The sequence below is a fragment of the Sagittula sp. genome (genome assembly GCF_052825245.1).
This window is the reverse complement of sequence record NZ_JBRBWD010000065.1, coordinates 33411-48833: the sequence shown is the minus strand read 5'-3', so window position 1 is coordinate 48833 and position 15423 is coordinate 33411. Positions and strand designations below refer to the sequence as shown.

Annotated in this window: 15 protein-coding genes; 12 read left to right on the top strand and 3 right to left on the bottom strand. The window is 66.0% G+C overall.

Annotated elements, in window-relative coordinates; all coding sequences use genetic code 11:
• Nucleotides 1–231: 231 nt before the first annotated feature.
• The 3 genes from repA to repC all read left to right on the top strand — a co-directional run bounded on the left by repA (nt 232) and on the right by repC (nt 3843).
• Nucleotides 232–1425: a plasmid partitioning protein RepA gene (gene repA / locus ACU0DV_RS25440; RefSeq protein WP_446273652.1), complete on the top strand. Its 1194-nt coding sequence runs from the start codon at nt 232–234 to the stop codon at nt 1423–1425.
• Nucleotides 1425–2399: a plasmid partitioning protein RepB gene (gene repB / locus ACU0DV_RS25435; RefSeq protein WP_446273651.1), complete on the top strand. Its 975-nt coding sequence runs from the start codon at nt 1425–1427 to the stop codon at nt 2397–2399. The genes repA and repB overlap by 1 nt, the downstream gene beginning before the upstream one ends.
• Nucleotides 2400–2655: 256 nt before the next feature.
• The gene (gene repC, locus ACU0DV_RS25430; protein WP_446273650.1) at nt 2656–3843 is read left to right on the top strand and encodes a plasmid replication protein RepC; all 1188 of its coding nucleotides are present in this window, start codon (nt 2656–2658) and stop codon (nt 3841–3843) included.
• Between the two features lie 792 nt (nt 3844–4635).
• On the opposite strand, the gene ACU0DV_RS25425 is transcribed toward repC, so the two are convergent.
• A complete protein-coding gene (locus tag ACU0DV_RS25425; protein ID WP_446273649.1) occupies nt 4636–5031 on the bottom strand; it encodes a PIN domain-containing protein in 396 nt (131 codons plus the stop codon).
• Entirely contained in the window at nt 5028–5267 is a 240-nt protein-coding gene (locus ACU0DV_RS25420; RefSeq protein ID WP_076694697.1) for an AbrB/MazE/SpoVT family DNA-binding domain-containing protein, read from the bottom strand. Before ACU0DV_RS25420 ends, ACU0DV_RS25425 begins: the two co-directional genes overlap by 4 nt.
• A gap of 203 nt (nt 5268–5470) precedes the next feature.
• Here ACU0DV_RS25420 and ACU0DV_RS25415 point away from each other — a divergent pair, with 203 nt between their 5' ends.
• From ACU0DV_RS25415 to ACU0DV_RS25390, 6 genes are all read left to right on the top strand, one after another.
• Nucleotides 5471–6652 carry an AMP-binding protein gene (locus tag ACU0DV_RS25415; protein WP_446273648.1) on the top strand — a complete coding sequence of 394 codons (1182 nt, stop codon included), beginning with the start codon at nt 5471–5473 and terminating at the stop codon, nt 6650–6652.
• Entirely contained in the window at nt 6649–7758 is a 1110-nt protein-coding gene (locus ACU0DV_RS25410) for a thiolase family protein (protein WP_446273647.1), read from the top strand. Before ACU0DV_RS25415 ends, ACU0DV_RS25410 begins: the two co-directional genes overlap by 4 nt.
• Nucleotides 7755–8516, top strand: coding sequence for an energy-coupling factor ABC transporter ATP-binding protein (locus ACU0DV_RS25405; protein WP_446273646.1), 762 nt, complete (start codon nt 7755–7757; stop codon nt 8514–8516). Before ACU0DV_RS25410 ends, ACU0DV_RS25405 begins: the two co-directional genes overlap by 4 nt.
• Nucleotides 8491–9114, top strand: a complete 624-nt coding sequence (locus ACU0DV_RS25400) for an energy-coupling factor transporter transmembrane component T family protein (protein WP_446273645.1) — start codon at nt 8491–8493, stop codon at nt 9112–9114. The genes ACU0DV_RS25405 and ACU0DV_RS25400 overlap by 26 nt, the downstream gene beginning before the upstream one ends.
• A 69-nt stretch (nt 9115–9183) precedes the next feature.
• Nucleotides 9184–9729 carry a biotin transporter BioY gene (locus ACU0DV_RS25395; RefSeq protein ID WP_446273644.1) on the top strand — a complete coding sequence of 182 codons (546 nt, stop codon included), beginning with the start codon at nt 9184–9186 and terminating at the stop codon, nt 9727–9729.
• Nucleotides 9726–10403, top strand: a complete 678-nt coding sequence (locus ACU0DV_RS25390; RefSeq protein WP_446273643.1) for a nitroreductase — start codon at nt 9726–9728, stop codon at nt 10401–10403. Before ACU0DV_RS25395 ends, ACU0DV_RS25390 begins: the two co-directional genes overlap by 4 nt.
• Here ACU0DV_RS25390 and ACU0DV_RS25385 read toward each other — a convergent pair.
• Nucleotides 10400–11347, bottom strand: coding sequence for an AraC family transcriptional regulator N-terminal domain-containing protein (locus ACU0DV_RS25385; protein ID WP_446273642.1), 948 nt, complete (start codon nt 11345–11347; stop codon nt 10400–10402). The two genes, ACU0DV_RS25390 and ACU0DV_RS25385, sit on opposite strands and share 4 nt — an antisense overlap.
• A 222-nt stretch (nt 11348–11569) precedes the next feature.
• Here ACU0DV_RS25385 and ACU0DV_RS25380 point away from each other — a divergent pair, with 222 nt between their 5' ends.
• From ACU0DV_RS25380 to ACU0DV_RS25370, 3 genes are all read left to right on the top strand, one after another.
• Entirely contained in the window at nt 11570–12313 is a 744-nt protein-coding gene (locus tag ACU0DV_RS25380) for an SDR family oxidoreductase (RefSeq protein WP_076694721.1), read from the top strand.
• Between the two features lie 357 nt (nt 12314–12670).
• The gene (locus ACU0DV_RS25375) at nt 12671–13117 is read left to right on the top strand and encodes a (2Fe-2S)-binding protein (protein ID WP_207017762.1); all 447 of its coding nucleotides are present in this window, start codon (nt 12671–12673) and stop codon (nt 13115–13117) included.
• A 12-nt stretch (nt 13118–13129) separates the two neighbouring features.
• Nucleotides 13130–15310, top strand: a complete 2181-nt coding sequence (locus ACU0DV_RS25370) for a molybdopterin cofactor-binding domain-containing protein (protein ID WP_446273641.1) — start codon at nt 13130–13132, stop codon at nt 15308–15310.
• Nucleotides 15311–15423 lie beyond the last annotated feature (113 nt).

Below are 15423 nucleotides of genomic sequence, written 5' to 3'. Positions count from 1 at the left end.
TCGTGCAACCTGCAACTTGAGCGCGAAAACCTTGCACCGGCGCAGGAATTCCCCACAATCCCTTGAAAATTATATATTTTTCAAAATATTCACTTCCCCTCAGCAAGCCCAAAATCGGATTTCGCACGCTGCCACGGGCATTTTCATCCACCCCATGCGTCACGCATTTTTTGTGGCGTAAGGCAAAAAACGTGTTACACAGAAAAAAAGAGCAGAAATTCGAGGGCAGGAATGATGGGAGTCAGCGGCTCAGCCACGCTCGACAGGCACGCCAATCTTATCGCCGAACAGCTGGTACAGCACCGCGACCGGCTGCTGGAACCGAAAAAGCACAAGGAGCTGCGGCTCTTCAGCTTCAAGGAGGCATGCCACTTCCTCGGGGTCAAGGAAAACTCTCTGCGCCACACGCTGCGCAGCAACGAGTCCCTGCCTCAGGGCACCATGCTGCGCGGCACCCGCCGGCATTTTGCCGCCTCGGAAATCCACGAAATCCGCGACCACCTCATCGCCAATGACCGACTCGAACCGCATAATGTCACGCGGCGCGTCGGCGACGAGCAGACCGTCGTCATCGCCAGCATCAACCTCAAGGGCGGGGTCGGGAAATCCACCTCGGCGCAGCACCTCGCGCAGGGGCTCGCCATGCGCGGCTACCGGACGCTGGTGATCGACCTCGACGCGCAGGCCAGCCTGACCCAGCTCTTCGGCATCATCCCCGAGCGCGAGCCCGACATGCTCACGCTCTATCACGCGATCCGCTACCCCGACCCGGCCGATCCCGAGGACGAGGCACCCGTCGATATCCGCGACGTGGTGCGCGGCACCCATATGCCCAATCTCGACCTGATCCCCTCCTCCATGCAGATCATGGAGTTCGAGCACGAGACCGCCGGCAGCGATCAGCGCAAGCAGCCTTTCTTCGTCCGCATCGAAGACGCGCTGGAACCGATCCGCGACGATTACGATGTGATCCTGTTCGACTGCCCGCCGCAGATGTCCTTTGCGGTGATGTCGGCGCTCTTCACCTGCACCTCTTTGCTGGTGACGGTGACCGCCTCCTTCGTGGATGTGATGAGCCTCGGCACCTTCCTCGGCATGACCGGCGAGATGATGAGCGTCATCGAGCACCGCCAGGGCGAGCGGCCCTATGACTGGATCAAATACCTGATCACCCGCTACAACCCGACCGACCAGCCGTCGGTGCAGGTTGCGGGATATCTGCGCTCGATCCTTGAGGACTCGGTGATGACCAACGAGTTCTACCTGTCCACGGCCGTCGCCGACGCGGCGGTCTCGTCGGAATCCATCGTCGAGGTCGACCCGTCGAATTTCCACCGCCAGACCTATCAGCGGGCATGGGAATCCGTGTCGCGGGTGACGACCGAACTGGAAGGCCTGATCCAGCAGGCCTGGGGGAGATCATAATGGCACGCAAGGGACTGCTCACCAAAAGCCTCGACCGGACCCTGTCCAGCGACGGGAGCAAGGCCGAGACGCCCGATACCCCCTCCCCTGCCCGGCCGGAACGCAATGTCAGCCCCCGATCCGGCAATCCCAGCGTGCGCCGCTTCAAGGAAACCTTCGACGACCTGCGCAAGGAAACCGTGCATGAGGTCGAGACCGACCGCATCGGCTCCGGGCGGTTTCGCGACCGCTTCGATGCCGGCGCCGAGATCGACGGGCTTGTCGCCTCGATCCGGGAATCCGGGCAGCAGATCCCGGTCATGCTGCGGCGCACCGGCGATGGCGACAGCGAGGAATACGAACCGGTCTACGGGCGGCGGCGGATCGCGGCCTGCCGCCGGATCGGAATTCCGGTCAAGGCCTATATCGGGGATTTCGACGACGAGGCGCTGATCGTCGCCCAGGGGCTCGAGAATGCCGAGCGGCTGGAAAGCAGCTTTATCGAGAAGGCCGCCTTCATCGTGCAGCTCCGCGAGGCCGGGGTCGAGGCGCGCGTCATCGAGCGCAGCCTGAGCATGGCCACCGACGAGATCTACCGGATGAGCGCGGTCATCCGCGACATTCCCGAGGATCTGGTCACCGCGATCGGGCCCGCGCACGGGGTCGGCCGGCGGCAATGGATCGCGCTGGCGGCGATCACCAAGCAGATCGACAAGCGGCGTGTTCAGACGGCGATCAAGGAGCTGGAGGATATCTCCACCAGCCAGGAGCGCTTTGCCCGCGCCATGGCCCGGCTCTCCAAGAGCGGCCAGACCACGGCGAAAGCGCCGGCGGGCCAGAGCGTCGCCGATGGCAGGCTTCAGGTCACACGCCGCGGCCAGCAGGTCGCCTTCAAGGTCACCGCAAAGGCGGACAAGGCCTTCGCCGACTGGCTCGCCGAACGCGGAGAGTCCCTGTACCGGCAGTGGAAATCGGAAAGTGAGGAGATTAACTAATTGATATGCCTTAACTTTCACGGAAATGCAACTCACCGGCTGTACCGCGGTACAGCCGGTGAGAGCATATAACCGGGCCAAAACCCGGAAAATCGAGCAGCAATAAAGGAGGCAGACATCTAAGCAAAAAGAAACCCCCCGGAAACGGTGTCTCCGAAGGGTTCCCACTTTTGTCGCTATTAGTTGGATACCCTACAATCGAATCGCATTCAACACCGATTTCGGTGACCGGGTAGATTTTGCCGTCTGAAATGGCATGAAACAGATCACATCCGCGGCACCGCGTGCCGGGGCACAGACGAGCTGTGCCCAAACACCGATCGCAGGGTTTCGCCCGATCCTGCGCAGGGAATTGCTTTACGCGCTGAGAACCGCGCGGGTATCTCTGGGCCTCTCTGGGCGCGACGTTCAGGTGCTCGACACATTGCTGAGCTTCCTACCCTGCCGAGACCGGCAGACCGGCGGAGAACGCCCCGTCGGACCCGACATGATGCTTGTTGTCTATGCCGCCAACAGCACGATCTGTGAGCGGGCGAACGGCATGTGCGACCGGAGCCTGCGGCGCTATATCGACCGCCTGGTGACAGCGGGGCTGATCGCGCGCCGAGACAGCGCCACCGGCAAACGCTTTCCGCTGCGACGGGGCGGTCGCATCGTCGACGCCTACGGGCTCGACCTCGCTCCGCTGTTTCACTCGGCAGAGCGCATTCTCGAACTCGCCCGCCAGGCAGAGCAGGACAAGGAAGAAATCCGCAGCCTGCGTGCACAGGCCCTCACCCTTCGCGCCACGCTGCTCGATGCCGCTGACGCGCTCTCCGACACGGACCTTACCTTCGTCCTTTCCACGAAAACCATCCTGCGCCGCGTCAGCCTCGGCCTCGCAGGCACCCGCGATATTCTGGACAAACTCCAGGCGCTCATCCGCAGCTCATCGTCCCCAGCCACGCAGGATGCCGCTGTACCGGGGCCCGAAGCCACGGTCAGCGCCCCTGCCCCAGCACACGAAAACCCGCACCGGACCAGCGCAAACACCACGAAAGAGTCCGGCGGAAACGGTCAAACTGTCCGCCAAGTAGAACCAAAAAAAATTAATACAAAAAAACCTCGGAACGATCAGTCGCATGATTTGACAGGTGGGTGGTCACAATACCCAACCCTCGCGAGCTTCTTCCCCTCGAGCCCTCAAACAGCGAACGATCTAAACGAAACACTTCCCATTTTGGCACGTTTGGTCGGACTTGCAGAGAAAAGCTTGATATCTGCCCTTCGCGCCATCGGATTGAACCAAACACTTCATGCTCTCGAGTATATCGCGATGCATGCGGATCGCATTCAGCGACCAGAAGATTACTTTGCCAAACTTGTCGAAAAAGCCATGGCTTCCACTTCGGCACGGAGATGCTTCACCGGCAAGCAAGGACAAGCTTATAGCCCGCAACTCTGAGCTTCGGCCAGATCCGGTGCATGGAATCAAAAAAGGAGCTCAGAATATGCTGGAAATGCTCTTGAGAAACGCCGCTTCCGAGGGCGCGCAAGTCACATATGCACCCGCCAGGCTGGATCCTTGGCAGCACGAACATACTCGCCTCGCTTCCCAAATACAGCGCGGCTATCAGCGTCAGAGCTGTACCGTGGTACAGCTATCAGAAGGCCACATTTCCTCAGTCAATGCGACCAAGCCTGCAAACTGTACCGTGGTACAGTATTCTGACGAAATCAAACCTGGATGTTGGAACAAGCAGAGCCGACAGCCTTTAGCATTTTGAACTCATCAGTCAGCGGGCCGGAAATCTCGCCTAAGGCCAATCAGCGCTGGGATAGCGGAAAGGGGCCTGTGCATTTTCTCTGACAGACCCGATCAAGTTCAGACAGTCCGCGACCACCGAACGGCACTTTATTTCTCTGTTCTGTCTCATGGCTGCACCAACTGATCGAAAACATTCGGCCATATCGGTCAGATATAGGTAGCATTATCGGACATGAGGGAGCTCGTCAGAGTGGGGCGCTTCAGTCCTTTTATCTCGCAGACAAGCGCCGCCGCTCATGCGCGTAGCAAAGACTCAGACACCTTGGCCGTCGTCTTGCGCTGAACGTAGCTTACCCACGCAAACACGCCGGGTCACGCCATTGAAAGCGGAAATCAAAGGGGTCGTGGCATTTCGGTTCCAATGCACCTCGCGCCACTTAGGTAGGAAAATAAACAGCGACACTATGAATAGGGCAGGGGGCCTGGAACTTACCCAACGGTCTGCATACCGGGCAGCGTCGCCGCCTTTCGGTCAAAGGTCACGGTCGCCGTGCATCCGGTCGCCTCTCCGGCCAGCGCGATCATCTGATCCGCAAAGCCTGCGCCGCCGCGCCGATAGCGATCGACGGCGATGGCCGCACGATCATCTGTTTCGATGACGAGTTCACGCGCTTCCAGCAAGCCGGTCAGCGCCTCGGCGATAGCGGAGCGCGGCAACTTGTAGGCGCGTTCCAGCACCCAGACCAGTTCCACAAGGACCTCCCGGCAGACAAATCCGGGTGTGGCCTCGGTCAGGTCCGTCATGAGGGCCTCAGCGGCGGCACCTTGCGCAGGGTCATCCTGCATCAGAAAACGCGCGAGCACATTGGTGTCGAGCCCGATCACTCGTCCAGCGCTCCGCCTGCGATGGCCTCGTCCATCTCCTCAAGGCTGACCGGCCGCGTGACACGGTCCTTCAGCAGACCCGAGAGCGAGGAAACCGGACGGCTTCGCGAAATCCGGACCTCGCCATTGTCGAGGACCATGTAGCGCAGACGATCGCCGGGCTCGAGATGAAGCGCGCGGCGGACATCCCTCGGCAATGTCGTTTGGCCCTTTGCAGTGATCGTCGATTCGGGCATACGGGCAATCCTTTCGATTTCGGATTTTGCATTACAAATACGCCTATCGCATTTCATTTTCAATAGGCGCATGTAGCGAAGGGCATTGCGCCTGTTTTGCATACCGGCAAGATCGCAACGTAACAGTCACTCGGGCTCGAACCCTCTTCACCATCGCCACCATAGACCGTATGCGCGCGGGAACGGGTCTAGGAAGAGGCAGCATGACGGTCAGAGACAGTCAGCAATTCGACGGCACGGACGTGGCGTTCATTCCCGCGCGGCCGCTTGAGACCGCCTGTGAACATGCATGTCGGGCGGCCGTCGAGGAGCGCGAATTATGTGTCATCAGCCCGGGCCGGCCGCTGCCGCAGGCGCAGGACGCGCGCGCGGGGTATCTGCAATGCGAGACCTCCGGCTCCACCGGCCCGGCCAAGCGCATCCGGCGCAGCCTGCGCTCTTGGCGGGCCTGTTTCGAGACCGACCGTAAGCTCTGGCAGATCACACCGCGCGACCGGATCGCGGTGATGGGCCCGCTCAGCAACTCTCTCACGCTTTACGGGCTCTTCGCGGCGCAGCATCTCGGCGCCACCCCGGTGGTGATCGACACCGACCGCCCCGACGAACGCCTGCGCCGTCTGGCAGAGGCGGCGCCGACGCTGCTTTATACGACGCCCACGCAGTTGCGGCAGCTCGGCACCGGCGGGCAGGGAAGCGTCGGCTCGGTGCGGCGGGTGCTGGCGGGGGGCGGCTTTCTCGACCGTGCCGCGCGCGAGGCCGCAGCTCGGCTCTTTCCCGAAGCCGGCCTGACGGGGTTCTACGGTGCCGCCGAGACCAGCTTTATCACGCTCGACGAGACCGTCGGCGCCGAGGGCTCGGTGGGCCGGCCCTATCCCGGGGTCACGCTGCGGGTGCGCGACGAGGCGGGCCGGGATCTGCCCGCCGGCGAAACCGGCACGATCTGGGTCGAAAGCCCCTATCTCTTCGACAGCTATGCCGCCGGCACCGCGCCGGATACGCGCTGGAATAACGGGTTTCTCAGCGTCGGCGAGCTGGGCTGGCTGTCGGAGTCCGGCGCGCTCTTCCTCGCCGGGCGCCGCAGCCGCATGTTCACCGTGGCAGACCGCAATGTCTTTCCCGAGGCCATCGAGAGCTTTCTGCTGTCGCTGCCCGGCCTCACCGCCGCCGCCGTGCTGCCCGAGCCGGACGCGGCGCGGGGCAATCTGCCTGTCGCTTTTGTCTCCGGCGCCGGTCTCGACACCGGCGCGCTGCTCTCCGCCTGCCGCCAGCGCTTCGGCCCCGGCGCGGCGCCCCGGCGGATCGTGACGCTCGACGCGCTGCCCGCGCTACCCTCGGGCAAGCCCGATCTGCGCGCGCTCGCGGCGCTGCTGGGGCAGGGGGCATGAGGCGCTCGGTCATCGTGGCGGCGCGGCGCAGCGCGGTGGTGCCGCGCGGCGGGGCGCTGGCGGATCGCGAGATCCATGAGCTCGCCGCCCCGGTCATGCGCGCCTGCCTGGGTGATGCCGGCCTGCCGGCGGAGGCGGTGGACGAGGTGCTGCTGGGCAATGCGCTTGGTGCCGGGGGCAATCCGGCGCGGCTTTCGGCGCTGGCTGCCGGGCTGCCCGAGCGTGTCGCCGGGATCAGTCTCGACCGGCAATGCTGCTCGGGGCTCGACGCGCTGCTGCTCGCCGATGCGCTGATTGTCTCGGGGCAGGCCGATATCGTGCTCGCCGGCGGTGCCGAGAGCTATTCGCGCCGCCCAATCCGTCTGCGCCCGGGCGAGGACGGTGCCGCGCCTGTCGCCTATGACCGCCCACCCTTTACCCCCTGGCCGGATCGCGACCCGGACATGGCCGAGGCGGCGGCGGCGCTGGCACAGAGCCTCGGCTATGATCGTGCGCGGCAGGATGCCTGGGCGGTGTCGAGCCACGACAAGGCCTGCGCGGCGCGCGACCGGCTCGCGCGGGAAATCGTCGGCCTGCCGGATCGCGACGCGTTTTCCCGGCGGCTGAGCCCGGCGGTTTGCGCCCGTGCGCGCCCGATCTGCGGCAGCGTCACCAGCGCCAATATGGCGGTGGCCGCCGATGCGGCGGCGATGGCGCTGGTGGTCTCCGAGGACGTGGCGCGTCGCGCCGGGCTGGCGGGGCTGGCGGTCCTGGGTGGCGTGTCGCGCGGTGGCGATCCCGGGCTGCCGGGGCTGGCGCCGGTGGCGGCGATCCGCGACGCGCTGGCAGGGCTGAGCCTTGCGCCGAAACAGCTCGCACAGGCCGAGATCATGGAGGCCTTCGCCGCGCAGGCACTGGCCTGTGTCGAGCTGGCGGAGCTGGATGCGGTTATCGTCAATCCGCGCGGCGGGGCGCTGGCGCGGGGCCACCCCATCGGCGCCTCGGGCGCAATCCTTTCCGTTCGCCTGTTTCATGATTTATGTGAGAGCGGCGGTCGCGGTTTGACCGCCATCGCCGCTGCCGGCGGCGTCGGAACGGCCCTTGTGACGGAGTGGCAGCACGCATGATGAGATTTGGCGGCAATCCCGGCAAAGAGACGGTCGTCGCCCCCGACGCGGCCATAGAGCTGCGCGGCGTCGCCCACAGCCTCGCCGGGCGCGAGGTGCTGCGCGGCATCGACCTGACGCTGACCGAACGGCGCATCGGGCTTGTGGGCCGCAACGGCTCGGGCAAATCCACCTTGGCGCGGGTGCTTGCCGGGCTGATCGCGCCCGACAGCGGCGCGGTGACGATCGGCGGCACCGATGTGGCGCGCGACCGGCGCGCGGCGCTGCGGCTGATCGGCGTGCTGTTCCAGAATCCCGATCACCAGATCATCTTTCCCACCGTCGCCGAAGAGCTGGCCTTCGGGCTCAAGCAGCTCTGTCAGTCGCGGGCGGAGGCCGCCGCCGGGGCCGATGCGATGCTCGACCGGTTCGGCAAGCGCGCCTGGCGCGAGCGCTCGGTCACCGAGCTGTCGCAAGGGCAGCGGCATCTGCTCTGCCTGATGGCGGTGCTGGCGATGTCGCCGGCGGTGATCCTGCTCGACGAGCCGTTTTCCGGGCTCGACATTCCCACCACGCGGCAGCTCCGCCGGATGCTGGACGGGGTGGCGCCGCGCGTGCTTCAGATCACGCATGACCCGTCTGCGCTCGATGGCTATGACCGGGTGATCTGGCTCGACGAGGGCAGGGTGCGCGCCGACGGCCCGCCGGAGGAGACGCTGGCGCTCTATCTCGCCGCGATGGAGGAGGATGCCGATGCTGGCACTGACCTCTTCGATTGAGACACCCTATCACCGCTGGCCGGCGGGGGTGAAGCTCGCCATCGCCTCGCTGAGCGTGCTGGGTATCTACCTGATCGACAGCCCGCTCTGGCTCGCGGCGATCACATGCGCGGTGGCAGCGGCCTATCTCGTCGGCGGGCGGCGGTTCTTTCGCGAGGGGCTGCGCCTGTCGCGCCCGCTCTGGCCCTTCGTGGTCGTGCTGCTCGTCTGGCACCTGATCGAAGGCGCTCCGGCGCGTGGCGTGGCGCTGGTGCTGCGGCTGGTTGCGGCGGTGGGCATCGCCAACCTCGTCACCATGACCAGCCGGCTCGACGATCTGACCGATGTGGTACTGCGCCTGCTGTCGCCGCTGCGGCGCATCGGTCTCGACCCCGCGCCGGTCGGGTTCGCCATGGCGGTCACCATTCGCTTCACACCCGTGTTGCTGGCCAAGGCGCGGGGGCTGCGCGAGGCCTGGCGCGCCCGCAGTGCACGCGCCCCGGGCTGGCGCATCGTGCTGCCGCTGGGGCTATTGGCCATCGACGATGCCGAGCAGGTCGCCGAGGCGCTGCGCGCGCGCGGCGGCATCGGGCAGGCGCCGCCGGGGGCCGATCAATAGATGCAAATCCCGGCGGGGGCTGCTACTGCCGGAAGACACTGTCCCGACGTCAACAAGGAGACGACCACGATGGAACGCAATGTTGTGATGATCGCGCTGTTCGCCGCGCTGATCGCGGTGCTTGGGCTGATCCCGGCGATCACCCTCGGTTTCGGGGTGCCGATCACCGCGCAGAGCCTCGGCGTGATGATGTGCGGCACCGTGCTGGGCGCCCGCCGTGGCGCGCTTGCCGTGCTGCTCTTCCTGCTGCTCGTGGCGCTGGGGTTGCCGCTGCTGGCAGGCGGTCGCGGCGGTCTCGGGGTGTTTGCCTCGCCGACCGTGGGCTTCCTTGTCGGCTTCCCGGTCACCGCCTTTGTCGCCGGGCTCATCGTCGAAAAGACCCGCAGCCTGCCGCTCGTTGTGACCGCGACGGCGGGCGCGGCCATCGGCGGCATCTTCTTTATGTATATCTGCGGCATCGTCGGCATGGCCGTCACCCTCGACAAGACGCTGGCCGAAGCGACGCTGCTTGCCACGCCCTTCCTGCCGGGCGACGCCATCAAGGCGGTGATCGCCGGCATGCTGACCTCGGCGCTGGCGCGGGCGCGTCCGGCGAGCGTGCTGTCGCGCTCATGAGGGGCGGGGCACTCGACGCAGTCCTGCGTGCACGGCGTTCGGTCCGGGCCTTCCGGCCCGATCCGGTGCCGCGCGAGGAGGTGGCCGAGCTGCTCGATCTCGCCCGTACCGCGCCGTCAGGCGCCAATCTCCAGCCGGGGCGGTTCCATGTCCTGGCCGGAGAGCCGCTGGCCGCGCTCGCCGACGCGCTGGAGCGTGCCGCCACGAGCGGGCGGCCTCCGGTCAGCGAATACAGCTACTTCCCCGCGCCCATGCCCGCCGAATACAAGGCGCGGCAGCGGGCGGCGGGCTATGCGCTTTATTCCGCGCTGGGGATCGCGCGCCGCGACGTGGCCGCAAGGCGCGCGCAATTCGCCCGCAACTACCGCTTTTTCGATGCGCCTGTCGGCCTCGTCGTGACCATTGACCGGCGCATGGGCGCGGGCTGTTTCATGGATCTCGGCATGGTGCTGCAAAGCTTCTTTCTTGCCGTCGAGGGCAGGGGGCTTGGTGCCTGCGGCATTGGCGCGATTGCCGAGGTCGCCGATATCGCCCATGCGCATCTGGAGCTGCCGGAGGAGGAGATGGTCGTCTGCGGCATCGCGCTTGGTCATCCCGACCGCTCGCACCCGGTCAACGATGTGCGGACCCAGCGGCTGACGCATGAGGAGTTCGCCAGCTTCCGGGGCTTTTAGGCCAGCGCCTGCGGCGCGGTGGCGCGGTCGCGAATGCGCTCGATATCGCGGCGTGGCGGGGCGCCGAACAGCCGGCTGTATTCGCGGCTGAACTGCGACGGGCTCTCATACCCGACATTGAAGGCCGCGCCCGCCGCGTCGAAATCGTCGGTCAGCATCAGTCGCCGCGCCTCGTTGAGCCGCAGCCGCTTCTGATATTGCAGCGGGCTCATGGCGGTGAGCTGGCGGAAATGATGATGCAGGCTCGACGGGCTCATATGGATCTGCGCGGCGAGCTCCTCGACCTTCAGCGGCTCGGCGTAATGCGTTTTCAGCCAGTCGATGGCGCGGGCGATGCGGTGGCTCTGGCTGCCGACCGAAACCATGCGCAGCAGCCGTGGCGCCTGATCGCTCTGCAACAGCCGGTAGTGGATTTCCCGCTCGATCAGCGGCGCCAGCACCGGGATCGCCTCGGGCTCGTCGAGCAGCGCCACGAGCCGTGCGAAGGGCGCGAGCAGCTCCGGCGTCAGCTGGCCGATGGCAGCGCTCGGCTCCATGCTGTGCTGCTGCGCCGGGGCGGATCTGACCTGCGTGCTGAGCTCGGCGATCAGCCGCAGATCGAGCCGCAGCACCAGGCCGAGACAGGGGCGGTCTGGGCTCGCCTCCAGCACGCGGCTGTCGCCGGGAAGGTCGAGCGAGGCGACAAGGAACCGCTCGCTGTCATAGGTCAGGCCGCGCGCGCCGATATGCATCTGCTTCACGCCCTGGCAGACGATGATGATGCTGGGCTCGATCATGCAGGCATGGGGCTCGGAGGTGGATTCGCGCCGGAACAGACCTAGGTTTGGCAAAGCGGTGGCGTAATCCTCCTTGCCCACCGTCCACGGGTCGATGATCGCGGCAAGCTCTGCCTGCCGGGCACGGATGCCGGCATTCGGCGTCTCGATACGGATCTGCTCTGACATGCGGTCGCTCCTTGCGGTTGATGCATGCAGCATAGCGAAGCGCCGCCGTGCCGTCGTCAGAAATTTTCGTCTCTCGGAGGATCAGGCAAGAAATGCGGCGCATCATTCTACCGTATGCGCGATGATCTGTGGGATTGATGTAGTCGAGCCGAGGGCCGGCCGGTGCCGAGAGACATGGCAGGGGCGGCGCCTGGCACAGAGGCAAAGAATAGGAGATCTGTCATGATCAAAGACAAAGTCGTTATTATCACCGGCGCTTCCTCGGGGATCGGCGAGGCCACCGCCAAGGAAATCGCCAGCAAGGGCGCCAAGGTCGTGCTCGGTGCGCGGCGCGAGGAAAAGCTCAAGCAGATCGCCGACGACATCAAGGCGGCGGGCGGCGAGGCGGTCTATCAGGCCATCGACGTGACCAAGACCGAAGACAACGACGCCATCGTCAAGCTTGCCAAGGACAGCTTTGGCCGCGTCGACGCGATCTTTCTGAACGCGGGGATCATGCCGGTCAGCGCCGTCTCTGCGCTGAAGACCGACGAATGGAAGCAGATGGTCGACGTGAACATCAATGGCGTGCTGAACGGTGTCGCCGCCGTGATGCCGACCTTCACCGAGCAGAAATCGGGTCACATCCTGGCGGTCTCGTCGGTGGCGGGGCTCAAGGCCTATGCCGGCACTGCGGTCTATGGCGGCACCAAGTGGTTCGTGCGCGACTTCATGGAAGTGCTGCGCATGGAATCGGCCATGGAAGGCACCAATATCCGCACGGCGACGCTCTATCCGGCGGCGATCAACACCGAGCTTCTGGACACGATCACCGACAAGCAGGCCGGCAGCGGCATGCAGGAGGTCTATGACGCCTTCGGCATCTCGCCCGACCGGATCGCCCGCGTCGTGGCCTTTGCGCTGGACCTGCCCGAAGACACCACGGTGAACGAATTCACCGTCGGGCCGGCAAACCAGCCCTGGTAATCCGGCACCGCGATCGGGGGCCCGGCATCGCGCCGGGCCTCTTTGCGCCCGGGGGCTACGACCCCGCCGGCGTTGACTGCGACAGTCTGACACGTATGATGGCGCTATCGGGAGAGCGGTGTCCCGGATCCGGACCCGCGCGGCCGGTGCGCAACGCACAGGCGACATCCCAGGGCGTCCGGGCGGACTGCCGCGATTGATGAGGTCAGCTCATCGGATCTATCGGCCTCCCGGGATAGTTTTCGTGCGCGGCAGACACATTTTTAAGACCTAACGAGACGTTCTTTGAACGGCTCCCGCGCGGCTGCGGTCGGGCGGGGAGAGCAAACGCAACACCGACAGGCAAGGGAGCCTCCGATGCAGCTAACAGTGAATGGAACGACGCGCGACGTCGATGTGGATGCCGATACCCCGCTTCTCTGGGTGATCCGCGAGGAACTGGGCCTCACCGGCACGAAATACGGCTGTGGCGTGGCGCAATGCGGTGCCTGCACCGTGCTGGTCGACGGCATCCCGACACGCTCCTGCGTGACTCCTGCCGACAGCGTCACCGGCACCGAGATCAGCACCATCGAAGCGGTGCGCGAGACCGAAGTAGGCAAGCGCGTGGTCGAGGCCTGGGTCGAGAACCAGGTGCCGCAATGCGGTTATTGCCAGTCGGGCCAGGTGCTGACCGCCGCCGCGCTGCTGACCGAGACGCCGCAGCCCAGCGACGACGATATCGAGGGCGCGATGATCAACCTGTGCCGCTGCGGCACCTACAACAAGATCCGCGCTGCCGTGCGCGGCGCGGCGGAGGGCTGAGCCATGGGGATCATGCAGAAACTCACCCGCCAGCCGGTCAACGTCTCGCGCCGCGGCTTCCTGACGGGCACCGGCGCGCTGGTGCTGGCCACCGCGCTGCCCGCGCGCCGCAGCCGCGCGCAAGAGGCCGCAGGCGAGGCCGAACCGCCCGCCGTGCCGGCCTTCCTTGAGCTGCGCGCCGACGGCACCGCGCTGTTCCGCAGCCCGTTCATCGAGGGCGGGCAGGGGATCTTTTCCGCCCTGCCGCAGATCGTCGGCGAGGAGCTGGACCTTCACCCCGAGCTCTTCACCGTGGAGAGCGCGCCCCCCGGCGCGCCCTTCGACATCATGGGCGGTTTCCGCTTCACCGGCGGCAGCTCGTCGGTGCGCTCGAGCTATCCGCTGATGCGCCAGCTCGGCGCCACCGCGCGCGCCATGCTGATCGAGGCGGCGGCGCAGCAATGGGGCGTCGATGCCGCGGATCTGACCACCGAGCCCGGCAAGGTGGTGAACCCGGAGAGCGGCGAGAGCCTCGGCTATGGCGAGCTGGCGGGCGCGGCGATGGATCTGCCGGTGCCGGCGGATGTGCCGCTGCGCGACCCGTCGACCTTCCGCTGGATCCGCCAGCCGCTGCCGCGCTACGACGTGCATGACAAATCCACCGGTCGGGCGAATTACGCCATCGACGCCTCGGTCGAGGGCATGCTGCTGGCCGCCGTGCAGCACGCGCCGCGTCTCGGGCTGGCGCCGGTATCGGTGACCAACCGGGCCGAGATCGAGGGCATGCGCGGGGTGCATTCGGTGCATCTGCTGCCGGGCGCCGTCGCGGTCGTGGCCGACAAGTTCTGGCAGGCGCGCAAGGCGGTCGAGGCGGCAGAGGTCGAATGGGGCCCGGGCGAGGCGAGCTGGCCGATGCCCGAGGATTTCTCCTCGCAGGGCTTCCGCGACACGCTGGCCAGTGCCGATGGCGAGGTGATCGAGATCGAGGCCCAGGGTGATGCCGCCGGCACGCTTGCGGGTGCCGAGACCGTGCTCGAGGCCGAGTATGACGCGCCGTTCCTGGTGCATGGCCAGCTCGAGCCGCCCTCGACCATCGCGCGGTTCAATGACGACGGCACGCTGGATCTGTGGCTGCCGAACCAGGCGCCGGAGATGTTCCAGGGCGCCGCGGCAGAGATCGCCGGGGTCGCGGCGGAGAATATCCGCATCCATTCGCAGATCCTCGGCGGGTTCTTCGGGCGGCATTTCCTCTACGAGACCGCCAACCCCTATCCGCAGGCGATCATGCTGGCCAAGGCGGTGGGCCGTCCGGTCAAGGTGCAGTGGACCCGCGAGGAGGAATTCCTGCGCGACGCGGTGCGCCCCATGGGCTTTGCCCGGTTCCGGGGTGCGGTGAGCGCCGAAGGCCCCACCGCGCTCAGCGTCGAGGTGGTGGGCGAGGGCCCGACCGGGCGCTGGTACAAGGCGCCTGCCGGGCAGGATCCCTCGGCGACCGAGGGGATTTCCGGCAAGACCTATGCCATTGCCAACACCCATATCGGCCAGATTTACGTGCCGAACCCGGCGGTGATCGGCTACTGGCGCGCCGTGGGGCACTCGATGCATGACTTCATGTATGAAAGCTTTCTCGACGAGATGGCCGCCGCCGCCGGGCTCGACCCGTTCGAGATGCGGCGCCGGTTGCTCTCGGACTCCGAGCGTCACCGCACGCTGCTGGAGACCGTGGGCACACTGTCGGGCGGCTGGAAGCCCGGCGTCTTCGAGTCTGAGGACGGCAGCCAGCGGGCACGCGGCGTCGCCATGGCCTCGCCCTTCGGCTCCGAGGTGGCGGTGATCGCCGAGGTCTCGGTCGATGGCGGCGAGGTGGCGGTGCATCAGGTCTGGGTCGCCATCGACCCCGGCCAGATCGTCAATCCGGCCACCATCGAGGCACAGGTGCAATCGGCGGTGGCGCTGGGTGTGTCGCAAACGCTGATGGAAGAGCTGGTCTATGAGAACGGCGAACCCACGGCGCGAAATTTCGACTATTACCCGTTCCTGCGCCCCGACCAGATGCCGCAGGTGCATGTCGAGATCGTCGAGAGCGGCGCCAAGATGGGCGGCATCGGCGAGCCGGGCCTGCCGGCGGTCGGGCCTGCCATCGTCAACGCGGTGGCGGTGCTGACCGGCCAGCGCATCCGCAGCCTGCCGCTGTCGAAGCACGATTTCGGCTGAACAAGCCGGACCTTTTCCGGTTCGAGATCGACGCCGGGCTCTGCGGAGCCCGGCGTTTTTTGTGCGAAATGCCCGTCTGCGCATGGGGCAGGGGTGCCGCGCCGCCGCTTTTT

Excerpts from the sequence above, each read along its gene's own strand:
- ACU0DV_RS25410 (WP_446273647.1), top strand. The coding sequence starts at position 6,649 with ATGAGGCGCTCGGTCATCGTGGCGGCGCGGCGCAGCGCGGTGGTGCCG.
- ACU0DV_RS25420 (WP_076694697.1), bottom strand. The coding sequence starts at position 5,267 with ATGCCCGAATCGACGATCACTGCAAAGGGCCAAACGACATTGCCGAGG.
- ACU0DV_RS25400 (WP_446273645.1), top strand. The coding sequence starts at position 8,491 with ATGCTGGCACTGACCTCTTCGATTGAGACACCCTATCACCGCTGGCCG.
- repA (WP_446273652.1), top strand. The coding sequence starts at position 232 with ATGATGGGAGTCAGCGGCTCAGCCACGCTCGACAGGCACGCCAATCTT.
- ACU0DV_RS25380 (WP_076694721.1), top strand. The coding sequence starts at position 11,570 with ATGATCAAAGACAAAGTCGTTATTATCACCGGCGCTTCCTCGGGGATC.
- ACU0DV_RS25405 (WP_446273646.1), top strand. The coding sequence starts at position 7,755 with ATGATGAGATTTGGCGGCAATCCCGGCAAAGAGACGGTCGTCGCCCCC.
- ACU0DV_RS25385 (WP_446273642.1), bottom strand. The coding sequence starts at position 11,347 with ATGTCAGAGCAGATCCGTATCGAGACGCCGAATGCCGGCATCCGTGCC.
- repB (WP_446273651.1), top strand. The coding sequence starts at position 1,425 with ATGGCACGCAAGGGACTGCTCACCAAAAGCCTCGACCGGACCCTGTCC.
- repC (WP_446273650.1), top strand. The coding sequence starts at position 2,656 with ATGAAACAGATCACATCCGCGGCACCGCGTGCCGGGGCACAGACGAGC.
- ACU0DV_RS25415 (WP_446273648.1), top strand. The coding sequence starts at position 5,471 with ATGACGGTCAGAGACAGTCAGCAATTCGACGGCACGGACGTGGCGTTC.
- ACU0DV_RS25395 (WP_446273644.1), top strand. The coding sequence starts at position 9,184 with ATGGAACGCAATGTTGTGATGATCGCGCTGTTCGCCGCGCTGATCGCG.
- ACU0DV_RS25390 (WP_446273643.1), top strand. The coding sequence starts at position 9,726 with ATGAGGGGCGGGGCACTCGACGCAGTCCTGCGTGCACGGCGTTCGGTC.
- ACU0DV_RS25370 (WP_446273641.1), top strand. The coding sequence starts at position 13,130 with ATGCAGAAACTCACCCGCCAGCCGGTCAACGTCTCGCGCCGCGGCTTC.
- ACU0DV_RS25375 (WP_207017762.1), top strand. The coding sequence starts at position 12,671 with ATGCAGCTAACAGTGAATGGAACGACGCGCGACGTCGATGTGGATGCC.